This window comes from Nitrincola alkalisediminis (assembly GCF_009821115.1).
GTDB lineage: Bacteria > Pseudomonadota > Gammaproteobacteria > Pseudomonadales > Balneatricaceae > Nitrincola > Nitrincola alkalisediminis.
Window position 1 is genome coordinate 393,703 of sequence record NZ_VYTY01000003.1, and the last position, 22,898, is coordinate 416,600.

Annotated in this window: 23 protein-coding genes; 17 read left to right on the forward strand and 6 right to left on the reverse strand. The window is 46.9% G+C overall.

The features are described from left to right. The first annotated feature begins 3 nt into the window (after window positions 1-3). Complete coding sequence (locus F5971_RS07290) at window positions 4-1,626, forward strand: GGDEF domain-containing protein (RefSeq protein WP_193494567.1); 1,623 nt, start codon at window positions 4-6, stop codon at window positions 1,624-1,626. A gap of 23 nt (window positions 1,627-1,649) precedes the next feature. Here the strand turns inward: F5971_RS07290 and ppnP are convergent, their stop codons facing one another. Further along, on the reverse strand, window positions 1,650-1,931 hold the full coding sequence (gene ppnP / locus F5971_RS07295; protein WP_036510788.1) for a pyrimidine/purine nucleoside phosphorylase: 282 nt from the start codon (window positions 1,929-1,931) through the stop codon (window positions 1,650-1,652). 69 nt (window positions 1,932-2,000) lie between these two features. Next, complete coding sequence (locus tag F5971_RS07300) at window positions 2,001-2,879, reverse strand: LysR family transcriptional regulator (protein ID WP_193494568.1); 879 nt, start codon at window positions 2,877-2,879, stop codon at window positions 2,001-2,003. Between the two features lie 99 nt (window positions 2,880-2,978). Here F5971_RS07300 and F5971_RS07305 point away from each other — a divergent pair, with 99 nt between their 5' ends. The 3 genes from F5971_RS07305 to exaC all read left to right on the forward strand — a co-directional run bounded on the left by F5971_RS07305 (window position 2,979) and on the right by exaC (window position 6,566). After that, complete coding sequence (locus tag F5971_RS07305) at window positions 2,979-4,172, forward strand: MFS transporter (RefSeq protein WP_193494569.1); 1,194 nt, start codon at window positions 2,979-2,981, stop codon at window positions 4,170-4,172. A 23-nt stretch (window positions 4,173-4,195) separates the two neighbouring features. Continuing rightward, window positions 4,196-4,858, forward strand: a complete 663-nt coding sequence (locus tag F5971_RS07310) for a fumarylacetoacetate hydrolase family protein (RefSeq protein ID WP_051514384.1) — start codon at window positions 4,196-4,198, stop codon at window positions 4,856-4,858. A gap of 187 nt (window positions 4,859-5,045) precedes the next feature. Continuing rightward, on the forward strand, window positions 5,046-6,566 hold the full coding sequence (gene exaC / locus F5971_RS07315) for an acetaldehyde dehydrogenase ExaC (RefSeq protein ID WP_036510783.1): 1,521 nt from the start codon (window positions 5,046-5,048) through the stop codon (window positions 6,564-6,566). Between the two features lie 244 nt (window positions 6,567-6,810). Here exaC and F5971_RS07320 read toward each other — a convergent pair whose 3' ends face one another. Next, window positions 6,811-7,089, reverse strand: coding sequence for a hypothetical protein (locus F5971_RS07320; protein WP_036510779.1), 279 nt, complete (start codon window positions 7,087-7,089; stop codon window positions 6,811-6,813). Between the two features lie 205 nt (window positions 7,090-7,294). Beyond that, the gene (locus F5971_RS07325) at window positions 7,295-8,458 is read right to left on the reverse strand and encodes a cytochrome-c peroxidase (protein WP_223116283.1); all 1,164 of its coding nucleotides are present in this window, start codon (window positions 8,456-8,458) and stop codon (window positions 7,295-7,297) included. A gap of 163 nt (window positions 8,459-8,621) precedes the next feature. Between F5971_RS07325 and F5971_RS07330 the strand changes: the two genes are divergently transcribed. From F5971_RS07330 to F5971_RS07345, 4 genes are read left to right on the forward strand one after another with little or no spacing between them, the layout of a single operon-like run. Then, a complete protein-coding gene (locus F5971_RS07330; protein WP_036510774.1) occupies window positions 8,622-9,890 on the forward strand; it encodes an imelysin family protein in 1,269 nt (422 codons plus the stop codon). Between the two features lie 12 nt (window positions 9,891-9,902). After that, window positions 9,903-11,351: a di-heme oxidoreductase family protein gene (locus F5971_RS07335; protein ID WP_051514383.1), complete on the forward strand. Its 1,449-nt coding sequence runs from the start codon at window positions 9,903-9,905 to the stop codon at window positions 11,349-11,351. A 16-nt stretch (window positions 11,352-11,367) separates the two neighbouring features. Next, on the forward strand, window positions 11,368-12,453 hold the full coding sequence (locus F5971_RS07340; protein WP_193494570.1) for an imelysin family protein: 1,086 nt from the start codon (window positions 11,368-11,370) through the stop codon (window positions 12,451-12,453). Beyond that, entirely contained in the window at window positions 12,443-13,558 is a 1,116-nt protein-coding gene (locus F5971_RS07345) for a DUF1513 domain-containing protein (RefSeq protein ID WP_036510765.1), read from the forward strand. The genes F5971_RS07340 and F5971_RS07345 overlap by 11 nt, the downstream gene beginning before the upstream one ends. Before the next feature lie 217 nt (window positions 13,559-13,775). Here the strand turns inward: F5971_RS07345 and bfr (F5971_RS07350) are convergent, their stop codons facing one another. Beyond that, a complete protein-coding gene (bfr, locus tag F5971_RS07350; protein WP_036510762.1) occupies window positions 13,776-14,243 on the reverse strand; it encodes a bacterioferritin in 468 nt (155 codons plus the stop codon). A gap of 13 nt (window positions 14,244-14,256) precedes the next feature. Beyond that, window positions 14,257-14,721, reverse strand: coding sequence for a bacterioferritin (bfr, locus tag F5971_RS07355; RefSeq protein ID WP_036510759.1), 465 nt, complete (start codon window positions 14,719-14,721; stop codon window positions 14,257-14,259). Between the two features lie 309 nt (window positions 14,722-15,030). Between bfr (F5971_RS07355) and pqqA the strand changes: the two genes are divergently transcribed. The 9 genes from pqqA to tssJ all read left to right on the forward strand — a co-directional run bounded on the left by pqqA (window position 15,031) and on the right by tssJ (window position 22,887). After that, entirely contained in the window at window positions 15,031-15,102 is a 72-nt protein-coding gene (gene pqqA / locus F5971_RS07360) for a pyrroloquinoline quinone precursor peptide PqqA (protein WP_003243383.1), read from the forward strand. Between the two features lie 64 nt (window positions 15,103-15,166). Then, a complete protein-coding gene (gene pqqB, locus F5971_RS07365; RefSeq protein ID WP_036510756.1) occupies window positions 15,167-16,087 on the forward strand; it encodes a pyrroloquinoline quinone biosynthesis protein PqqB in 921 nt (306 codons plus the stop codon). A 78-nt stretch (window positions 16,088-16,165) separates the two neighbouring features. Continuing rightward, entirely contained in the window at window positions 16,166-16,924 is a 759-nt protein-coding gene (pqqC, locus tag F5971_RS07370) for a pyrroloquinoline-quinone synthase PqqC (RefSeq protein ID WP_036510945.1), read from the forward strand. Then, the gene (pqqD, locus tag F5971_RS07375) at window positions 16,921-17,187 is read left to right on the forward strand and encodes a pyrroloquinoline quinone biosynthesis peptide chaperone PqqD (protein WP_036510753.1); all 267 of its coding nucleotides are present in this window, start codon (window positions 16,921-16,923) and stop codon (window positions 17,185-17,187) included. Before pqqC ends, pqqD begins: the two co-directional genes overlap by 4 nt. Next, entirely contained in the window at window positions 17,180-18,304 is a 1,125-nt protein-coding gene (gene pqqE, locus F5971_RS07380) for a pyrroloquinoline quinone biosynthesis protein PqqE (protein WP_036510750.1), read from the forward strand. Before pqqD ends, pqqE begins: the two co-directional genes overlap by 8 nt. A 3-nt stretch (window positions 18,305-18,307) precedes the next feature. Beyond that, a complete protein-coding gene (locus F5971_RS07385) occupies window positions 18,308-20,188 on the forward strand; it encodes a S9 family peptidase (RefSeq protein WP_193494571.1) in 1,881 nt (626 codons plus the stop codon). 152 nt (window positions 20,189-20,340) lie between these two features. Next, window positions 20,341-20,880, forward strand: a complete 540-nt coding sequence (locus F5971_RS07390) for an OmpA family protein (RefSeq protein ID WP_051514381.1) — start codon at window positions 20,341-20,343, stop codon at window positions 20,878-20,880. Between the two features lie 77 nt (window positions 20,881-20,957). Next, window positions 20,958-22,394, forward strand: a complete 1,437-nt coding sequence (gene tagH, locus F5971_RS07395; RefSeq protein WP_193494572.1) for a type VI secretion system-associated FHA domain protein TagH — start codon at window positions 20,958-20,960, stop codon at window positions 22,392-22,394. Next, window positions 22,357-22,887, forward strand: a complete 531-nt coding sequence (tssJ, locus tag F5971_RS07400) for a type VI secretion system lipoprotein TssJ (protein ID WP_036510733.1) — start codon at window positions 22,357-22,359, stop codon at window positions 22,885-22,887. Before tagH ends, tssJ begins: the two co-directional genes overlap by 38 nt. Window positions 22,888-22,898: the final 11 nt, after the last annotated feature.

Genomic DNA, 22,898 nt, shown 5'->3' on the forward strand with positions numbered 1-22,898 from the left:
CTTATGAGACAACCAATTTCGATCATTATCCTAGGTGCATTATCGAGCTTCTTGCTTTTATTTAGTGTGCTCGCTTGGATGTCTTATGATCGCACACTGAAAACAACGACTCTTTTGTCTGACATTAGTCAAACAGCCTTGCCAAACATGCATAATGCGATGACATTGAATATGGGTATTCTAGAGATCCCTTATTTGAATGAGCAGTTAGCACAAGCAAACAGCCAGGCAATGCGCCGAATCGTGCATCAAGAAATTCTGAATGTATCGGCTCGTATTGAACAACATTTATTGGATAACAAACAGGGTAACCTAGATGTCAAGTTTCAACTTATTGTTGATGAGTTAGCCAATTTAAATGCGTTGGTACAACATAAGCTTAATTTAGCCGTCATTATTCAACAGTATGAAACTGAGCTCTACCGTTACCATTCCGAAGCATTGACGTTGGCCAATGGTTCGCCCGACTTATCTATTTGGTTGATGCATTTTTCTTCTGTTGTCACACAAGCGAACAGAAGCTTAGGCCTAACGGGACTGCAAGATTTGCGAAACATGAGAGCCCAGCTTTTAGGAATGCTTGATGAGCAACATCTGCTTATTCAAAGTTTGGACCCGAGTGTGCGTAAGTTTGCGGAAACCTATACGTTAACACTCAATCATTTGTTAATGGCAGATAATGGTGTGATCGCGTTGCGAACGGAGCAGTTACGTGTCGCCGGTCGTGTGGCAGGGAGAAGCAACTTTATCAGAAGCCTAGTCTCTGAGTTTATAAAAGAGACAGATTATGAGATGTTGACCTTGCAACAGAGTTTACGTGGCCATATTGCTGCAAACACGCAAGTTGCCGAGAAGGATGCTCGTGTTTTTTTATTAGTATTTTGTATAGCCTTTTGCTTTATTGTTGGCAGTATTGTTTTCTTAAAAGTTCGCGTACTGAATCGTTTGGCGTATTTAAAAGATAAGGTGTTGGCGCAAGTGGGGGGGCAGCCTAATGTAATAGAAATAAACGGCAATGATGAAATAGCTGACCTTGCAGGTGCCTTTAACTATTATGCATTAAAAGCCAAAGAGCATAATGAAAAAGTCGAAAAATTGTCTTTAACGGATGCCTTAACGGGTATTGGCAATCGCCGTGCGTTTGATGAAGCATTGAAACATGATATAGAACTGTCAGTAGCTTTGGATACTCCCATATGCATACTCATGATTGATGTGGATTATTTTAAAAACTACAACGACTTTTATGGCCACCAAGCGGGCGATGAGTGTTTACGAAAAATTGCAAGGGTTTTACAGTATACGGTAACACGCAAACAAGACTTTGTGGCGAGGTATGGTGGTGAAGAGTTTATTTGTATTTTGCAAAATACGGATAGAAACGCCGCAAAACAAGTGGCACAGCGAATTTTGCAGGCCATAGAAGCACTTAATATTGAGCATAAAACAAGTCAAATTGCACAGCATATTACCGTTAGTATCGGGATCAGTTGTCGTGAGTCAGGAGAGGGGGTAAAGGTTGACGGCGTGATTAAAGAAGCGGATAAGGCGCTGTATCAAGCCAAGGCCGAAGGACGAAATCGAGTGGTACTGCGCGAGATCACTGTGGGGTTGGCTGTGCGTTAACACGGCCAACCCCTTCTGGTGCTTTAGCTGTAGTAGCAAAGATAGGCCGTTGCAGTTGCAACTTTCAAATCAAAGGATTGGTTGGCTGCAACGGAAAACTCTGTGCCCGCCGGGAATGCCTGCCAAGTATCACTTCCAGGGAGTTTAACCACGAGTTCACCGTGTACCACTTTCATTAATTCATCTTGGCTGGTGCCAAAGGTGTATTCACCTGGTGCCATCACGCCTGATGTGACTGGGCCTTCGTTAGAACTAAACCCAATGGACATTACATTACCATCAAAATATTGATTTACACTTAACATGCTTGGCTCCAGTGACCGGATATAAAAAATAGGGGACTATCATAGTCCTCTTTTGTCAAAGCGCCAACGTCATGGCTGAGTTTTTTGAGCGGCAACAAAATCAATAAAACAACGGTTGGCTTTGGAAAGGTAACCGTTTTTACGCCATGCGATGCATAAATCGAGAAGTACGGGTTCGCTGAAGGGACGGGCAATCAATGCGGGCTCGTCCTTAATCACCATTTCAAGTAAGGTAGAAATGCCAAAGCCTTGTTTAACGATCTGCTTAATTAATGGAATTAAATTCGTCTCAAAGCCAATATGAGGTTTGATTCCATGTTGAAGTAGAAGCTTGTCGATCACTTCTCGATGGAAATACCCCTCTTTAAACAGTACCAACTCTTCTTCAGAAAGGTCATCAATGTCAATTGAGGCTTTTGTTGCTAAGGGATGATCTGACGCCATAACGACCATCATTTGCTCGCGCAAGAAGGGCAGAGTGTCTAACTCAATTGAAGGGGTGTCTTCCACAATGACGCCGATATCAATTTCACCATTAATTAGCATTTGTTGTAGTTTGCGAGTGCCTGCTTCAATCACCGAGAGCTGTAGGGCGGGGTGTTGATGCCGAAAGGCCATTAAAATGGGAGGGAAGTAATAGGAGCCCAGCATACCGGGTATCCCAATTCGAACCTCGCCACGTTGTAATCCACTGAGTTCTTTCATTGCTAGAGTGGCTTCATCCGCACTCATCAGAATACGCTTTGCCAATATCAGCAGCTCATTGCCTTCATCCGTCAGGCTGATTTGGCGTTCATGACGATGAAAGAGCTGAACGGACAAGCTGCGCTCCAGTTTTTGAATCGCCATACTGACAGCCGGTTGTGCCAGATGAAGCTGTTCGGCTGCAGCCGTAAAGCTTCCAAGTTCGGCAACGGTGACGAAGTAGCGTAAGTGTTTTAAGTTCATATAAGTTTATATTATGGTTTTCATAAAATGTATATATTTTTATGATGCATTATTCGCTGTTAGAATTCAAATCTCAATTCATCCCTTTTGGATACGCAGATGATCGAAACCACCAGTCCACAATTTTGGCGAGCCACCTTGGCATTGTGTATTGCTTCATTCATGGTGTTTGCAAATCTTCATGGGATGCAGCCTTTATTGCCTTTGGTTGCAACCAGTTTAGAGTTGTCTGAACTGGCGGTGTCTCGTACCTATACGATTGCAACCTTGGTATTGGGCTTTTCCTTACTGTTTTACGGTCCACTGTCCGATGTAGTGGGACGCCGTGGCATTATTGTATTTACGCTGATCGGTGTAATGTTGGTGTCGGTACTCTTGTTCTTCGCAAGGGATTACTCGTCACTGTTTTGGTTAAGAGCGGTACAGGGGTTTTTTCTGGCCGGAGTACCTGCGGTTGCCATCGCGTATATGGGCGATGAGTTTACGCCGAAGGCCATGATGACGGCAGTAGGGTTGTATATTGCCGGAAATTCATTAGGCGGCGTCAGTGGTCGTATTCTTGGCGGGATTGTTGGCGACTGGTTGGGTTGGCCTGCTGTTTTTCTCATGCTGACTGGCTTAAGTTGTTGCTGCATTGCATTGGTGGCGTGGTTATTACCGCCCTCGCAACATTTTAAACCCAAGGCGTTTAGTTTGCTGGGTATGCTTAAAGACTTGGCGCTTCATGTGTCTAATCCAAAGTTACTGATGGCCTATATTATCGGAGGCTTGAATTTCTTTATATTTTTGAATCAGTACACTTACATTACCTTCGTCTTAGCGGAGCCTCCATATGCCTTACCTGCCAGCATTTTGGGGTTGTTGTTTTTAACCTATTTAACGGGTACTGCGGGTTCTATGGTCTCGGGGCGCATTGCTCAAAGATTTTCGTCACCTCTTTGCATGAGCGTTGGCATCCTGATTCTAATGCTAGGAACTGCGTTGACGCTGCATGACTCTTTGTGGGCCATTGTGCTGGGATTTTTCATTAATAGCTTTGGTTTTTTCTTCACTCACTCTGTGGCCAGCAGTTGGGTCAGCCGCCATGCACACACGGCCAGAGCCAGTGCTTCAGCCCTGTATTTGGTGTTCTATTACGTGGGTGCCAGTGCGGGCGGGTATTACTTGTATCCTTTCTGGCAAGCTCAGGGATGGTCAGGTGTTGTGCTGGGCTCAATGATTGTATTTACCTTGACTCTTATCTGTTCATTAATCCTGTTATATTGGCAACGAAAAGAGACTTTTTCTCACTAACCCTTATCTTTGAGGAGTTTTGCATGCAATACAAACATCATTTTGTGGGTACTCAAGCGTCAGATTTACCCGTTGGAAAAGTCGTGTGTGTTGGGCGTAACTATGCTGAGCATGCAAAAGAATTGAATAATCCCGTGCCGACTGAACCACTGCTTTTCATCAAGCCCTCCACGTCGTTGGCAAATCTGCGTGCACCTGTTCAGCTCGCGGGTGACAAAGGGGATGTGCATTATGAAACGGAGTTAATGGTTCTGATTGGTGCGCCCTTAACTCAGGCAACACCAGAAGATGCGTTTGATGCGATTGCAGGTGTAGGCGTGGCGTTGGATTTAACCTTACGGGATCTCCAGTCAAAGTTAAAAGAGAAAGGCTTGCCTTGGGAAAAAGCAAAAGCTTTTGATGCCAGTTGCCCTGCGTCTGAGTGGGTGCCAATGACCGCGGATGTGGATCTTGCTAATTTAGAGTTAAAGTTGGTTATTAATGATGAAGTACGTCAACAGGGTAATACATCACAGATGCTGATGTCCGTACCAGCCTTGTTGTCACATATTAGCGAGTGGTTTACCTTAATGCCGGGTGATATTGTTTTAACGGGAACGCCTGCAGGTGTCGGACGTCTGGCATCGGGTGATCGACTGCAAGTGAGCTTATCAAATCTGATTCAAATTGAGACACAAGTCGTCTAATGATGGCTCAATGTAAACCAGTACTAAAGGCGTAAAAAATCGCTGCCTTTGCATAATACGTGGGGTGGCGAATTAACGTCTATTATGAAGCCTGAACGTAAACGACTGATCTGGAAATACCCTAATGTGATTCCAAAGCGGACTCACTCCTTGTCAGTCAATTCAATAAAAACAAGAGGCTTCTATCATGATCTATACACAGCCAGGGCTTGAAGGCTCAGTCACTACTGTAAAACCACGTTACGAAAACTTCATTGGTGGACAATGGACAGCTCCCGTTAAAGGTCAGTATTTCAAAAACATCTCCCCTGTGACCGGTGAAGCCTTCTGCGAAATTCCACGCTCTAGTGCTGAAGACATTGATTTAGCCTTAGATGCGGCTCACGCAGCTAAAGAAGCTTGGGGTAAAACATCCGTTACCTATCGCTCAAATCTTTTGTTGAAAATTGCCGATCGTTTAGAGCAAAACCTTGAGTCAATTGCCGTTGCTGAGACTTGGGATAATGGTAAGGCCGTTCGTGAAACCTTGAATGCCGACGTGCCACTTGCCGTTGACCACTTCCGTTATTTTGCAGGCTGCGTTCGTGCACAAGAAGGCAGCATTGGCGAAATTGACAATAACACCGTGGCGTACCATTTTCACGAGCCTTTAGGGGTTGTCGGACAAATTATTCCTTGGAACTTTCCGCTGTTAATGGCGGCTTGGAAACTGGCTCCAGCATTGGCAGCAGGTAACTGTGTCATTCTTAAGCCTGCTGAGCAGACACCTTGGTCTATCCTCAAATTTGTTGAGTTAATTGAGGATTTGTTGCCAGCGGGTGTTTTGAACGTCGTGAATGGCTTTGGTGCTGAAGCGGGTCAGGCCTTAGCCACCAGCAAGCGCATCGCTAAAATTGCATTCACTGGTTCTACGCCAGTCGGTGCGCACATTATGAAATGTGCCGCTGAAAACATTATTCCATCTACCGTTGAACTGGGCGGTAAGTCACCGAACATTTTCTTCAAAGACGTCATGAATTTTGAAGATAATTTCCTCAGCAAGTGTGTCGAGGGTGTTGTGCTGGCGTTCTTCAACCAAGGTGAAGTCTGCACTTGCCCATCACGTTTGTTGATCCAAGAAGATATCTACGATGACTTTATTAATCTGGTCATCGAACGTACCAAGCAAATCAAGCGTGGCAACCCGCTGGATACTGAAGTCATGGTCGGTGCTCAAGCGTCTGAAGAGCAGTTTACGAAGATCATGGGCTACTTTGATATCGGCCGTGATGAGGGTGCAGAAATCCTTATCGGTGGCGATAAAGAGCAGCTGGATACTGGCTTGAATAATGGTTACTACATCCAACCGACCTTGATTAAAGGTCACAACAAAATGCGCGTGTTCCAAGAAGAAATCTTTGGTCCAGTGGTGTCGGTCACGACCTTCAAAGATGAAGCTGAAGCGCTTGCCATTGCCAATGATTCAGAGTTTGGCTTGGGTGCGGGTGTTTGGACTCGTGATATGAACCTGGCGTATCGGATGGGACGTGGTATTGAAGCCGGTCGTGTCTGGACGAACTGCTACCACCACTACCCAGCTCATGCTGCATTCGGTGGTTACAAGAAGTCAGGTGTTGGACGTGAAACCCACAAGATGATGTTGGATCATTATCAGCAAACCAAGAATATGTTGGTGAGCTACGATATCAATCCATTGGGCTTCTTCTGATTTAATTGTTGAATCTGCTCTGTCTGTTGAACCGGGCGTAGAGATACGCCCACCCCTTGGTCGTTTTGCACTGGCGGCCGCGTTTGCTTTGCTTTGCCAAGCATCCCTTAGATCCCCCTGCTGTGAAGCAGGGGGTATTTTTTTGCAGATTGTAAGCTCTTTGTGCCTTTAAACTCGCTCAAAAAAAAGCACCTCTAGATTCTAGAAGTGCGATTTGTCTAAACATCGTTCAATGGCGTTTCACTTAAACAAGTGTAACAAGACGAGCCATCGGAATGTGTTCTTGTTCAAGCGCTTCAGCCAATGCGAAGCCTTCTTTCGAGATGAAAAGGCCACGTGCCTTACCGCTAGCCACTTTGAGGTAGCCTTTGTCTTGAAGACTCATCACGTGTTGAAAAAAAACATTGTATTCCATGTCTTCAAACTGATTTTTAAGAGTCAGCATGATGGGGGGGAAAATACCATCACGCTTGCCGAGACGCTTTAGGGCCACAAGAATGGCCATTTCACTGGAATTTAGCATAGTCATAGCCCTGTAAAGTAGACTTAAGTTGTATCTATTATAGCTCATCTATGTTGCACTGCAACATTAATCGCAAAAAACTGTGTAAAAGACTCAAGAATTATTGAGATGAAGGTTTTTTAAGTAGGAAAGGTGAACTAAGTGGTTGATGACCCAGCCTTGCTCGTGATGGTAAAGGCTGGGTAGGGTGGAGGCATTTGCTTGATTAGTCAGTGCTGGCGTTAAGTAAATGCTCAAAGCGAGCATCGGTTAAGGTCTTGAGAAATGCAACTAATGCATCTACGCGTTTGTCGTCAAGAGCCGGACCTGTTTGCAGTTCGGTGAGTGAAATGTTTTCAGGGATTTCGGGTGCTTCCCATTCTAAACCTGTTTCTGGATTGATGCGCATTTTGGCGCTTCGCGAATTGTATTGATTATAGAAAAGGATGACCGTGCGTAAGTCCTGAAACACGCCGTTATGCATATAGGGCCCAGTCACGGCAACATTACGCAGACTGGGTGTTTTGAACTTTCCGATACTGGATGGATCGTCGACCTCAGGATGAGCAAAGAGTCCAACGTCGTTATCCATGACACCATTAATCTCTCTGAGTTTAGCGTTCACAGGCACGCCAATATTGTGATATTCAAAATTGCTAAACACTTCCTTTTCTCGACCAGGCAAAGGGTTGAGTTGATGGCACAGATTGCAATTGGTGAACTGTTGCGAGAAAAACAGCGTCATGCCCAGCTCTTCTTCAGGCGTTAACTGTGCCTTTCCTTGAAGATAGCGATCATATTTTGAATCAAAAGGGTTGAATAACTCGGTTTTCTCAAAATGAGCAAGCGCATCTGCCATGGCGTTATAGGCGGCTTGGGTGTTCTCAAAGATTGGCTCACCATATAGAGCTTTAAACAGTGGAGGATAAATCGGATTTTCCAATATTCGTTCAATGACCGACTCTTCATCAGGCATTCCCATCTCAATTGGGTTGAGCGGGGGGCCCTTTGCCTGCTCGGCTAAGTTCGCCGCACGCCCATCCCAGAAAAAACCACCCACATAAATCCCTTGTGCATTTCGGTGGAAATCAGGGGTCTGAGCAGCATAGGTGACCATGGGGGCATTTCGGTCACCGAAAGACTGATTATCGTCACCAAGGGAGGCCGCTGAGTCGGTAAGGTTGGGTCTAGAGTCTGAAAAAGCCGTGGAAGGTGCATGGCAGGTTGCACACGATTGGGTGCGATTGCGCGATAAATTGGGATCAAAAAATAATCGTTGGCCGAGTTCTGCTTTTTCAGCGTCAAAGGATTGTGCATTTACTTGAAAGGGCATGCTCAATAACAAACCTATAAAGGCCATTTTCAGCATTCGTATGAGGGTGTATTTCATGACGGAATCCGTCTCCAATGCCATGAGAAAAATGAAGCCTAGCGACTAATCGAAGTCAATACCATTGATCAGGATCAAATAATCTACATATAATAAATAATTGTAATGATAATGACTATCAATTATATTATTCTGCATCTTAATTCATCAGATGGAGTTTGCAATGAACAAGCGGTTATCAGGAGTTTTGGTCGGAATGGCACTGGGCTTAGGCGCTTCAAGCGTATTTGCTGCCACACCTGCCCAAGTCATTACGACCTATGCCAACATCGCTGAAGCAGCTTACAGTGATTCAGTTGCTGGTGCTCTTCAGCTGAAATCTAAAATTGATGCCTTTTTGAATGACCCAACGGAAGCCAATCTCGAAGCAGCTCGCCAAGCCTGGCGTGATGCGCGTGTCCCTTACATGCAAACGGAAGTATATCGTTTTGGCAATGAAATCGTCGATGAGTGGGAAGGGCGCGTGAATGCCTGGCCACTGGATGAAGGTTTAATCGACTATGTCAGTGTTGAACATTACGGAGAAGAATCTGACGAAAACCCCTTCTATGCGGCCAACGTTATTGCCAATCAAACCTTGGTGCTTGGTAACCAAACAATAGACGTGTCTGAAATCACCGCCGAGTTATTAAGCGATACTCTGCATGAGATTGATGATATTGAAGCAAACGTTGCCATTGGGTACCACGCCATTGAGTTTTTACTTTGGGGTCAGGATCTTTATGGTACTGAGCCGGGCTCAGGCGAACGCCCAGCGACAGATTTCAGCTTAGACGAGTGTACGGGCGGAAACTGTGATCGTCGTCGTCAATATCTATCCGTTGTTACTGATTTGTTGATCAGTGATTTAGAAGAAATGGCAGAGCACTGGACGCCTGAGGGCGATGCCCGCCAAGCACTCTTGGAAAAAGGTGAACAAGGCGGATTAGCCACCATTCTGACGGGGATGGGGAGCTTATCCTACGGTGAGTTGGCTGGCGAAAGAACCAAGCTGGGCTTAATGCTACATGACCCTGAAGAAGAGCATGATTGCTTCTCTGACAATACACATTACTCCCATTTCTACAATGTGGTGGGTATTAACAATGTCTACCACGGGCAGTACACGCGTATCGATGGTACCGTGGTTGAAGGTCCTTCATTGGCTGACTTACTGACTGCAAAATCACCTGCATTGGCAAATCAACTGACACTAGAGTTGGCACAAACTCAGGCCGCTGCGCAAGCGATTGTTGATAAGGCGTATGCTGGACAACCCTTTGATGTCCTAATTGGTGCGGGCAACACAGACGGCAATGCGATTGTACAGAATTTGGTGGATACGCTCGTGACACAGACGCGCTCAATTGAGTCAGCGATCGACGTGCTTGGGCTGGATGCTATTGAGCTTGAAGGATCGGACAGCTTGGATGATCCAGATTCTATTATTTAATGTTCAATCAATATGAAATCTAGATGGGGTTGGCTTGGCTGCCTAGTGTTGTTCATTCAATGTCTTGATCTGTACGCTCAAGATATCCCAGTCCCCTCGCTGGAAGAACAACGCCCAGGGGGTGAGGCCACCCAATCTAGAGCTGTGAGCCGAGGTGTTTTACAACAATTCTCGGCCACGCTCCCGCTCGATACACGCATGGGCGTGACCTTAGGTCGCAGTATCTTCAATAAGTTATGGGTGTCTTCACCGTCATCGACTACGGCCAGCGATGGTTTAGGTCCACTATTTAATGCTCGCTCCTGTGCGGGATGCCATTTACAAAATGGGCGAGGGCGTACGCCCGACCCTCAGCGAAATGAAGATAAAGCGGTTTCTGTCTTGCTGAGGTTAAGTATTCCGAAACCTGAGAATATGACGTCTGCACAGGCGGAACAGTATACAGTATTGGGGCTTATTCCTGAGCCCGTCTACGGTGCTCAACTGCAAAACTTTTCCGTACAAGGATTGCCTGCCGAAGGACAATTGACGGTGTCCTATGAGCCTTTGTCAGTGTTCTTTGCGGATGGAGAAGAGGTTATTCTGCAAAAGCCGATCTATTCAATCGAGTCATTAAGCTATGGCGACTTGTCTCCACATGTTCGCATGTCCGCTCGCATTGCTCCACCCATGCATGGCCTAGGCTTGTTAGAGGCAATATCTGAAGACGATTTGCTGGCGAACGAAGCCTCAGAAGCTTGGTTGGAGTTGGGAATCAATGGTCATTTGAATCGGGTATGGGATCGGGAACATCAAAAAAACCGGATTGGACGTTTCGGGTGGAAAGCGTTGCACCCAAGTTTGCATCAGCAAAATGCAGCGGCTTTGTTTGAAGATATAGGGATCTCGTCGACTTTTTTCCCTGAAGGTTTTGGCGCCTGCACCCCCGCACAAATCCAATGTCTGGGTATGCCGGATGGCAATAGCCCGCATCTTGATGGGGTCGAAGCCTCAAATGCAGTGGTTGATCTTCTCACCGCTTATACACGTCACCTTGCCGTCGTTGACCGACCTGAAAGCGATGAGAGGCATCAAGAGGGACGCCAGCTTTTTTATGAAGTCGGTTGTCATGCTTGCCACCGCCCTTCGTATCAGACCGCTTCTAGTGCCCCTGAAGGCTTGGCCAATCTGACAATCTGGCCCTACACGGATTTGCTGTTGCATGATATGGGGGATGGCTTGGCAGATGATCACGATGAGTTTGATGCCAAGGGACGAGCGTGGAAAACACCTCCTCTTTGGGGGGTAGGTTTAGCGCCTGAAATCAATGGCAGTCAACATTTGTTGCATGATGGTCGGGCTCGAAACGTGCTTGAAGCGATTCTGTGGCACGGTGGCGAAGCACAGATGGTTCGAGACAGATTTTTAGCCTTGGACAAGGCCTCAAGAGAGGCATTATTACTGTTTATAGAATCGTTATAACGATGAGAGTGTTATCATGAATCGATACAAGTCTGCGATTCGGCGTTCGGTTTGTGCCCTCGGGTATGTCGGCATTGTGTGCTCCTTACCTGTGATGGCGCAAGAGGCTGATTGGAGTGCAGTGAATACAACGCTTGTGCATCAACATGTCATGCCACGCTATGCCGCGATGGCGGAGTCATCGGCTCACTTGCAACAGAGTCTAGAGGCATTTTGCCAAGTGCCGACAGAGCCGAATTTGGTCTTGGCGCAAACGGCCTATCGTCAAGCCATGTCGGATTGGCAAGCGGTTCAGCATATAGGCTTTGGGCCAGTGACGCTCTATATGCGCAACTATGCCTTGCAATACTGGCCAGATAAGCGCAACACCACGCCGAATCACCTACGCTCCGCATTGGCGGATCCTGAGACTGTCTTTGATGATGCGTTCTTTAGCCGTGTAGGTATTAGCCTGAAGGGATTCCCGGTGATCGAGCGCGTGTTGTTCACTGAGGAGGGGGTGTCGGCGTTCCAAGAGCCTCGTCCAGAGTGTCGTTTCATTCAGGGCGTTTCTCTATTGGTTGCGAACACTGCAGATGAGATTTCATCCGAGTGGGAGGCGTTTTCACAAGTTCTCTTGCAGCCAGGCGAAGGCACTCATTATCGCACGGCGGATGAAGTCGCCACGTTGTTTATGAAGTCTTGGGTCGAGCCTGTGCAGGTTATTCTTGAGCAGAAAATTTTGGCGCCTTTGGGGGACTCGTTCGATAAAGCTCGTTGGCAGAGAAGTGAGTCTTGGCGCAGTCAACAATCGATAGAGAATTTGCGGGTCAATATGAAAGCCTTGCATCATTTCTTCAGTTTGACTGGACCTTCTAGCGTAAAAGATTTACTGATTCAACAAGATCAAAAGGCATTGGCAGAGGGCATTGACGATGCATTTGAGTCGATAGTGATGAATCTTGATGCCTTGCCAGAGGTACAAGAAACCCATGTCAGCCTTGAGCAGTTCGAGGCACTGTCGAAAATTGCTGATGAGCTCGCCGCTCTGCAAGAGTTGCAGGGCAAGGCGATGCAGGTATTGGGCATACGTTTGGGGTTTAATAGCCGTGATGGAGATTAAGCGTCGACAATTTTTAGGTTGGGTGCTTGCTTCTCCCCTGTTAGGGAGGGCGAGTAGGTCAAAAGCGGCCAGCCATCAGATGCGAGCATCGATGCGGCTGCTATCGGCCGTCAAAACAGCTGAAGGCCACATGGGCTTAACGCTCTTTTCAGATCAAGGCGAGTCGTTGTTGACCTACTTGTTGCCTGACAGAGCCCATCAAATCATCGCTCACCCGTTTAAGCCTTGGTTATTTGCAGTGGCGCGACGTCCGGGAACCTGGTTGGAGGTGATGAACTATGAAACGGGGCAACAGGTCGCACGAATCGAGGCTGAAGCGCATCACCAATTCTGCGGTCATGCACAAATCACGCAAGACGGTCGTTGGTTGCTTACCACCGAGCAATCGGATCAACAGTCGATGGGCAGTATTGTGGTTCGTGATATTGAAAATGACTTCAGTGTTCATCAACACTGGTCATCGGGGGGGATTGGGCCTCATGAACTCAAGATCGCCCCGGATCAAAAACGGTTGGTGGTGGCCAATGGTGGCATTTTGACTGAGGGGCGAGTCAACGTGAATGTCGATGATATGCAGCCCTCCCTGAGTTACATCGACCTTGCCAGCGGTGAATTGATTGAAACCTTGGTGTTGGATGAGACGTTTCATCAAAGTGGAATTCGTCATATTGATGTATCGCCATCTGGGCAGGTGATTATCGCCATGCAATATGAAGGACATCCTGCGGATCAGATGCCCTTGATTGCCAGTCATCAGGTCTCTCAGGCTATTCAGGTCTTCGATATCCCCCCCGCCATTCACAGTCAGTTAAAGCAATATGGTGGAAGTGCGTGTTTTGATGTGTCTGGCCGTTTTGCGGCGGTGTCTGCACCCAAGGGGAACTTAGTGACTTTTTGGAAGATGCCTGAAGGACAGTTTCAAGGCAGTGTTTCAATTGCGGATGCCTGTGGCTTGGCTGCAGATAATCAGGCAGGGCAATTTATCGTCAGCAGTGGTGCTGGGGGGCTCTATCGCGTGGATGCCATTCATCTTCGTCGTGAGTTGATTCAGTCAGAGGATGCTATGAGTATGCATTGGGATAATCATTTGAGTCGTTGGAGCTAACGCGAATAAAGGGATTTAGGGCCAACGGGTGAAGGCTCAGTGGTTGAAAGTGTGTATTTGCGCTAGACGAAAAAAAACCGTAGAGGCGGAGTGGAGTTCGTCTCTACGGTCTAATGTGCTTTCGCACGTGAACTTGTACCTAAGCACGTGTTCAACCTGTCAATGAGGTTTCATAGTAGTGCTAATCATTATCATTTGCAACACTTTTATCAAATAATTACATCTGAGATTGCAAATAATTAGGTAAACCAATTTTTGTGATCAGACCAAGTTGCTGCTCTAACCAATGAGCATGGTCTTCCTCAGTGTCCTTTAAGAGCACCATCAACATATCGCGTGTTTGGTAATCCTGAACACTTTCGCAAAGGCTGATGGCGGTTTTCAGCTGTGCACCGACTTCATACTCCAGGTTCAGATCGTATTGAAGCATTTCTGGCACTTCTTTGCCGATGTGAACGGGTCCACGTGTGGATAAATCCGGTGCGCCACCGAGCAGCAGGATACGATCGATCAGTAAGCTCGCATGCTCTTTTTCATCGTCGAATTCATGAGCGATGCGCTCATACAGCTTATTCAATCCCCAGTCTTGGTACATTTTGGAGTGCACAAAGTACTGATCCATTGCGGCTAATTCGCTGCCGAGCAGGGTGTTCAGTGTAGTGATTACTTTTTCGTTGCCTTTCATCCTATGCCTCCGCTTACATCATCGACTGTAAATAGTTTTCAGTGCCCAGTGAATCGATCAACTGGAGTTGGGTCTCGAGCCAATCAAGATACTCTTCTTCGTGTTCGAGGAGATCTTCGAGAAGTTCTCGGCTCACATAGTCCGCCGCAGTTTCGCACACGAGAATGGCATCTTTTAGCAGCGTGAGTTCGTCGGTCACAAAACCTAGATCGGCTTCCAACATTTCTTTAGGGTTTTCGCCGATACGCAAACGATCAAGATGTTGTAAGTTGGGTAAGCCCTCCAGCAACAGGATACGCTCAATGAGCTTATCGGCTTGCTTCATATCTTTGATGGATTTTTTGTAGGCTTTTTCGTTCAGCTGTTCGAAGCCCCAATTCCCAAAAATACGTGCGTGTAAAAAGAACTGATTGATTGAGGTCAGTTCGCAGGTCAATACTTTATTGAGCTGTTGAATGACCGCTTTTTCACCTTTCATATTGGCGTTCCGTCTTTTGAATTAATCATCGAGAATAGTGTAGAGCTAATTGCAATAAAATGCAAAAAAATTGATCTAAGTCATTGTTTTTAAAGTCAAAGCTGAATGTTAATCGTTATGATTAACATCGTTTGTTCAGTTGCTATTTCAATTGTATCGTGGATTTCGTTCTGGCGTTTAAAAAGCCCCGATGTCCCGACAAACATCCAATAAAATTAGTTCCAAAGTACCATGTTGTCAGTACCCGCATCATCCTACTATCAAAAGGGTGCCAATTAAGACATCCATAACAACAAAAAGGAGTCGATTATGTGGACTAAACCTGCATATACCGATCTGCGCATAGGTTTTGAAGTCACTATGTACTTCGCAAACCGCTAAGCGCTAGGGGCGGCCCTCTTTGAGGGTCGCTTTTGCACCACTTCAGTATGAGATAATAATAACAATGCATATCCAGATTCTAGGTTCAGCGGCTGGCGGTGGCTTCCCGCAGTGGAACTGTAATTGTGCGAACTGCGATGGATTCCGTAAAGGAACACTAAACGCGCAGGCCCGAACCCAATCCTCAATCGCTGTAAGTGCCGATGGTGAACGGTGGGTTTTGTTTAATGCCTCACCGGATATTCGCGCTCAACTTGCTGCGTTTGCCCCCATGCAACCCGCGCGAGCCGTACGCGATACGGGCATTCATGCCATCGTGTTGATGGATAGCCAAATCGATCATACCACCGGGTTATTAATGTTGCGTGAAGGCTGCCCACATCAGGTGTATTGCACTGCTCGTGTGCATAAAGATCTAAGCCAAAGTTTTCCAATTTTTACAATGCTCAGTCATTGGAATGGCGGGTTAACGCATCACCCTATCGCCGTTGACCAATTTTTGAATCCGTTTGAAATCGCGGGTATTGACGATCTTGAATTTATTGCGCTTCCGATTCTATCGAGCGCACCACCTTACTCACCTCACCGTTTAGATCCTCATCCGGGTGACAATATCGCCGTTTTGATTCGGGATACACGCACGGGTAAATCGCTTTTCTACGCCCCGGGTTTACGTGATATCGATGCCGCGCTGACGCAGGTGATGGCCGAGGCCGATTGTCTGCTGGTCGACGGTACGCTTTGGCGTGAAGATGAAATGGCGTTTATGGGTGTCGGCGATAAGCTGGGTGTTCATATGGGGCATTTACCTCAGTCCGGTGATGGCGGCATGATTCAGTTTCTAGAGCCGCTGACAAAACCGCGCAAGATTCTGATTCATATCAACAACACCAACCCTATCTTAATTGAAGACTCACCCGAGCGAGCCGTGTTAGATGCCAAAGGTATCGAAGTTGCGTTTGATGGTATGCAAGTGCAGTTATAGAGCGGGACGGGATAGAACAGGTATTGAGAGTCCCGATAGTGATAAAACAGAATGCAACCGGATGAGGTGGTGATCTTAATGAAACCCTTAGAAAAAGCCTTGAGTCGATCTGAATTTGAACAGGCCCTCCGTGACAAAGGCGCCTATTACCATATACAGCATCCCTATCATAAAGCGATGTATGAAGGGCGGGCGACCCCCGAGCAAATCCGCGGTTGGGTGGCCAATCGTTTTTACTATCAAATCAGCATTCCGATTAAAGATGCGGCCATTATGGCCAACTGCCCTGATCGTGACGTGCGCCGTCATTGGATACAGCGAATTCTGGATCACGACGGTTATGACGGTGCCGAAGGCGGGATTGAGGCCTGGTTGCGCCTTGGTGAAGCAGTAGGGTTGTCACGTGAGGAAATACTTTCGGAAGAACATGTCTTACCGGGTGTGCGTTTTGCGGTGGATGCTTATGTTAACTTTGCGCGCCGAGCCACTTGGGAAGAAGCAGCCAGCTCATCCTTAACCGAGTTGTTTGCGCCGCACATTCATCAATCTCGGCTCGATGCTTGGCCCACTCATTATCCTTGGATTAATGCGGAAGGCTACACCTATTTCCGTAACCGCCTGACGGAAGCGCGCCGGGATGTTGAGCAAGGCTTAAAAATCACACTGGATTATTATCAAACGGCTGAACAGCAGTCCCGCATGCTGGAAATTTTACAGTTTAAGCTGGATGTGCTCTGGACGATGTTGGATGCCATGACCATGGCCTACGAACTGGACCGTCCACCCTATCATACTGTCACCGATCAAAGGGTGTACCATCGAGGGCTTTTTAAATGAACGCTGCCGTTCCTGTCATCAATCGCATGTTTCGCCTGCAGTGGGAAGAAGCACAAGAGGCTTGGGTGTTGCTCTACCCTGAAGGGATGGTGCAACTGAATGCCAGCGCGGCTGAAATTCTAACGCGGGTCGATGGCCAAAAAACGATTGAGGAAATACAACGCGAATTGCTAACGAAATACCCAGAGGCTGAGGGGTTGGAGCAAGACGTAAACGATTTCTTTGCCCATGCACAAACGCTTAACTGGATTCGCTATGTTTGAAACTGCCAAGCGTCGCCAACCCCTATGGTTGTTAGCTGAGCTCACGTACAAATGCCCTTTGCAATGTCCCTACTGCAGTAATCCTCTGGATTTTGCGTCGGCCGGACAGGAGTTGACGACTGAACAATGGATTGATGTGTTTAGACAAGCGCGCAAGATGGGCGCGGCGCAATTGGGGTTTTCCGGTGGCGAGCCTTTGGTGCGTCAAGACCTCGAAATCCTCATTGCAGAAGCACGACGCTTGGGCTATTACACCAACTTAATTACGTCGGGTATTGGTTTGAATGCACAGCGGATTGCGCATTTTCATGATGCAGGCTTGGACCATATTCAAGTGAGCTTTCAGGCATCGGATGAAGAGGTGAACCAGATGTTGTCTGGTTCGGCCAAAGCTTTTGCGCAAAAGTTGAAAATGGCACGCGAAGTCAAAGCGCAGGGGTATCCCATGGTGCTGAATTTCGTGACACACCGTCATAATATCGATCAAATTGACCGCATTATTGAGCTGTGCGTAGAGCTAGAGGCCGATTATGTTGAGCTGGCGACCTGCCAGTATTATGGCTGGGCCTTTGAAAACCGTGAAGCCTTGTTGCCGACGCGCGCACAATTGGAACGTGCTGAACGGATCACCAACGAGTACCGTGAGCGTTTGGCTGCGCAAGGACATCCGATCAAACTTATTTTTGTGACGCCGGATTATTATGAGGAGCGCCCGAAAAAATGCATGAACGGCTGGGGTGAACTCTTTTTAACGGTGACGCCGGATGGTACAGCTTTGCCCTGCCACAGTGCGCGTATGCTGCCTTTGACCTTCCCGAATGTGAAGGATCATAGCCTGTCTCATATTTGGAATGACTCTGAAGGCTTTAACTATTTCCGTGGCAAAGGCTGGATGAAGGAGCCCTGTCGCAGTTGTGATGAACAGGATGACGACCTTGGCGGCTGCCGTTGTCAGGCGTATATGCTGACAGGGGATATGCACAATGCCGATCCCGTCTGTGCGAAATCAGAGCATCATTCGCTTATTGTAGAGGCGCGTTTGGCGGCGGAGGGCGATGTATCGACGGCGATGACCTTCCGCAATGAACGAAATTCTCGCGTGTTTTTTAAAGGATAAGGCATGATGGCCGTGCCCTCAGCCGAGAAGGTCGTTAAGGGCTTTAAAGAATATCATTCGCTGGCAGCCACGCCTCAGGGGGTGGCTTGGGTTGAATCAAACCCTGTTACAGGCCGTAACCGTCTTTATTTTAGTCAACTAGGCAGCGTCACGGCCATTACACCTGAAGAGTCGAGTGTACGCAGCCGTGTGAATGAGTATGGCGGCGTGGCTTGGACACGGGTGGATAATGCCTTTGCTTGGGTCAATGCCGCGGATCAGCAAATTTGGATCAGCCCTTATCCCGCAGACGATCCTATCCTTTCGTGCCCTGAGGTGAGTGTCCCTTTAACCTCGACGCCACAGCGGCGCTTTGCTGACCTTGTCTATGATGGACAACACCAACGTCTGCTGGCAGTTTGTGAGATAGCGGTGGATGAAGCGTCCGAGCCGCAACAAAGTATTGTCTCGATTGACTGCACGACTGGAGCCGTTTTGGATATTCTGCAGGGTGCCGACTTCTATGCTTACCCGCGTTTGAGTCCGGATGGCAAGACGCTGGTTTGGATCGAATGGCAACATCCGCATCAACCCTGGCTGTTCACGCAATTCAAGTTAATTCAATTGGAGGATGGTCATCCTGTCATTTCCACACAGACTCAGCTAGCCAATAATGCCAGTTGGTTACAGCCTCGCTTTTTGCCCAACGGTGACTTGGTGGCGCTGGGTGATCCCGACAATTGGTGGAATCCGTATGTATTTAAGCAAACAGAGCAGGGCTATCCCCAAGCTTCGCCTTTGCTGGATGAGATCCTGCCCGTCGAGTTTACAACCGCCCCTTGGGCACTGGGTTTGAGCACCTTCGCGTGGGATGAGCAAGGGCATCTCCATGCGCTGGTGCAGGAGCAAGGCTACAGTCGCTATTGGCGTTTTGATGCACAAACCAAGGCTAAGCATTCGGTCACCTTGCCCTTTTCACGTCTCAGCAGTCTGAGCCTAAGCTCAACCCATGCGTATTGTGTTGCAGAGAGTGAAGATCGTTATCCAGGTGTCGTCGCTTTGGATCTTGTCGAATTGACTTGGAAGATCATCGTGGGTGCGGACACGCCCGATCATCCAGTGAGCTTACCTCAGCCCTATTGGATCAAAACCACAAACGCTTGTGACGTGCAAAGTTTTTACTATCCGCCCCTCACACCGCCTTCACAACTGACACAGGAGCCGAGCGCACCGCCTTTAATTCTGCTTACACATGGAGGTCCGACATCGGCAACCTATCCCGTGTTAAACCCCCGTGTTCAATACTGGACATCGGCGGGTTTTGCCGTGGCCGATATTAATTACCGTGGATCCTGCGGTTATGGACGCGAATTTCGATGCACCTTGGCGGGCGGCTGGGGGCGGGCTGAGGTTGAAGATGTTGAGCACTTGGTTGATCAACTCGTGAACGATGGACTGGCTCACCCCGATGCACTGTTTATTCGTGGTCAAAGTGCAGGCGGCTATACCACCCTGATGGCACTGATTCACTCTGCGCGTTTTAAGGCGGGTGCTAGTCTCTACGGTGTCAGTGATCTGCTGCCTCTGCATGCGCATACCCATAAATTCGAGTCTCATTACTTAAGTTGGTTGGTGGGAGATGAGTCGGAAATGAGTCAACCGGAGCGTTCACCTGTCCACCTTGCACATGCCTTACAAGCGGAGGGGGTTATTTTCTTTCAAGGATTACAAGACCCCGTCGTGGTGCCAGAGCAAACCCATGCCATGGTGGCGGCTTTGAAAGCAGCGGGTAAGGCTGTAGAGGCCATTTACTTTGCCGATGAAGCACATGGATTTCGATTGGCTTTGCATCAGCAACAGGTTTTGGAGCGGGAATTGGCGTTTTATATGGGGTTTCTGTTTTAGCAACTGATGATTTTGTTATTACCCAACATCTTTGATTTATCGATAGGGATTTTAAACAACTTAACGCTAGATTTATGTGGAAAATTTATTTACCATAGCTTCCAGCAATGATTGCGCTCAGGACTGAAGTTTAAACGTTATTAGGAAAGAACATGGAATTAAATCTGAAAAAAGCCATATTTATTGGCTTGGCCTGCTATGTATTGGCTGGCTGTTCTTCAAACCCATCTCAGCAAACCCCTCAAAATGTTGAAACAGAGCAAGTACAAACAACGGATGTGTTAGATTCGGTTGTTGATGCACTGATGACATCTCCCCATTTAGAGCTTAAACAAACAGATGATGAAACTTTATTAATAGAGTTTCCAAGCATTCAAGCATTTAGTTTTGATGGTTCACGTTTAAGTCATGAGCTTCAGGCGGCATTGGTTGATGTCAGTCAAGCTTTAATGCACATACCAAATCTAAGAGTAAATGTGATAGGGCATACCGATAATCTTGGTAATGCTGAATATAATCAAGTCTTGTCTGAAAATCGTGCTAAGCAGGTTGCAGACTTTTTACGTCAGCAAGGATTTAATCCAATGTTTTTGACGACAGCCGGTTATGGCCCTGCCCATCCGATTGCGGATAACCGAACGGCAAAAGGACGTGCGGCGAATCGCCGAGTTGAATTGATGGTGTCATTTTAATTGGGATCAGTTTAAACAAGCCCCAATATCCTTTGGATTAATACACCCTCTTTAATGGAGCTTGAAAGGAGTTCAAGATGCGGATGGAGCTGAGTGTCGTCAGCAAACAGCAAGCGGAGTTACAAAGCAAAAGTTCTGTTTTTATAGAGGCAGAGCCTTTGTCTATCGGTCGTGCTATCGATAACCACTGGGTCTTGCCGGATGAAAATTTATATTTATCCGGTAAGCACTGTATTATAAATCGTAAAAATAATCGCTTTATTATTTCAGATTTAAGTACCAATGGTGTGTATTTGAACCATAGTGAAAAGCCGATTGGTCGAGGCCGTTGCGCGGTATTAAATAATGGAACTCTAATACGGATTGGCGATTATACGATTCGAGCTTCGATTGATGAGTCGACGGTCAGAAAAGCCGACTCTTTGACAAATCCGTTATGTGACTCAGCTCCGGGTAGTGCGCTAAGCGAAATGTTGGTAGATCAAACACCAGTGGAAGGTGCCATGAAAACATCATCTTCATTTGCGGCTGATCATATCAGTCCAGAACATGTGAGTTTGACGCGTTCCACGTCTTATAGTGCTATTGAGTCCCCAGTACTCCTGCCTGAGAATTGGCTTGAAGAGCCAAGTGTAGAGGATTCTTTCGACGAGACTCCTGTTGAACAAGAGATTGATTTAGAAAAGTTATCTGTAGAGCAGCCTGTGCTCGAAGCGCCAGTGGAGCAGCCACAGGAGTTCGTGCATCAGAGGTTGCAAACGCCAGAACAAGAAAATCCCGTTGTAGATATGTCACCGATACAGCAGCCATTAATAGAAGAGTGGGAAAGCGAACAGTCGGATGAAACGATTGAAGATATGGGTGCCAATCACTCGGAAGGGGTGATGCGTATTCAAGAGCGCAGCGCTCATGCTTTAAATGAAAACGATCAGACACTATTGAGCCAAATATTATCGACAGCGGGGATTGATCCTGCCTTAGTGACGAATCCTCAAGATGTTGCGGATCGATTAGGCGTTCTTATAAAGTATTTTTCAAATGGAATGATCCAGACCCTGGCAACTCGCTCGATGGTAAAGCGAGAGTTTCGTTTACAACAAACAATGATACAGCCAACCGATAATAATCCATTTAAATTTTCGCCTACAGGTCGAGAGGCGCTCAATATTGCTTTATTTTCCTCCTCTTCAGCCTATTTAACGAGTGATCAGGCAGTTTCGGATAGTTTTAGAGACATACAAGCACATCAATTAGCCATGATGTCTGGAGTTCAAGAGGCTTTAATAAAACTGATGGAGCGTATTAATCCCGAAAAACTGGAAGCGCGCTTTAATAAAAAGCCTAGACATTTATCAGGTGTTCCTGGATTAAAAAAAGTAAATCACTGGCAAGAGTACAAAGATTTCTACGGGGATTTGCAGGCAAGTATGCGTGATGATATTCAAGGATTTTTCATCAAGGAGTTTGGTGTAGCCTATGAGCAGCAGCTTAAAAGAATCAGCGCTGAAAACTAAGCATTTTCTTATTGGTTTCGTAATGGTTATGACTCTATTGGGCTGCAGTCCAATGGAAGTGCTGCGCGTGGTGAGTTCGCAGGAAGGAAAGTTTTTTGTGGATATTGAGCTCATTGCTTCAGATGGGCTTAACCCTAATGATGCAGGTTTGTTTTTTCCTGTTGAAGTTCAGGTTTTTCTGATGACGAATGATCGAGAATTTAAGCGAGCCGATTATTTTGAATTTCATCATGCAAACATGCGAAGCACTGCAGATTTAGAAAAATCTGTTGTGTTGAGGCCGGGTGAGATTATGCCTGTTCATTTCGAGATTAATGAAGTTATTCGCTACGTTGGTGTTGTGGCCGCTTTTCAGGATATTGATCGCGCAGTTTGGCGCGACGTAATACAGATTGGTGATAATCGCGGTTTTCTTGCTAAGTATTTGAGTTTTAATAATCGTGTTCAGCTGCGTGTTCATCTTGATGGAACAGTCGTTTCTTTTGAAACATAAAGAGAAGTATT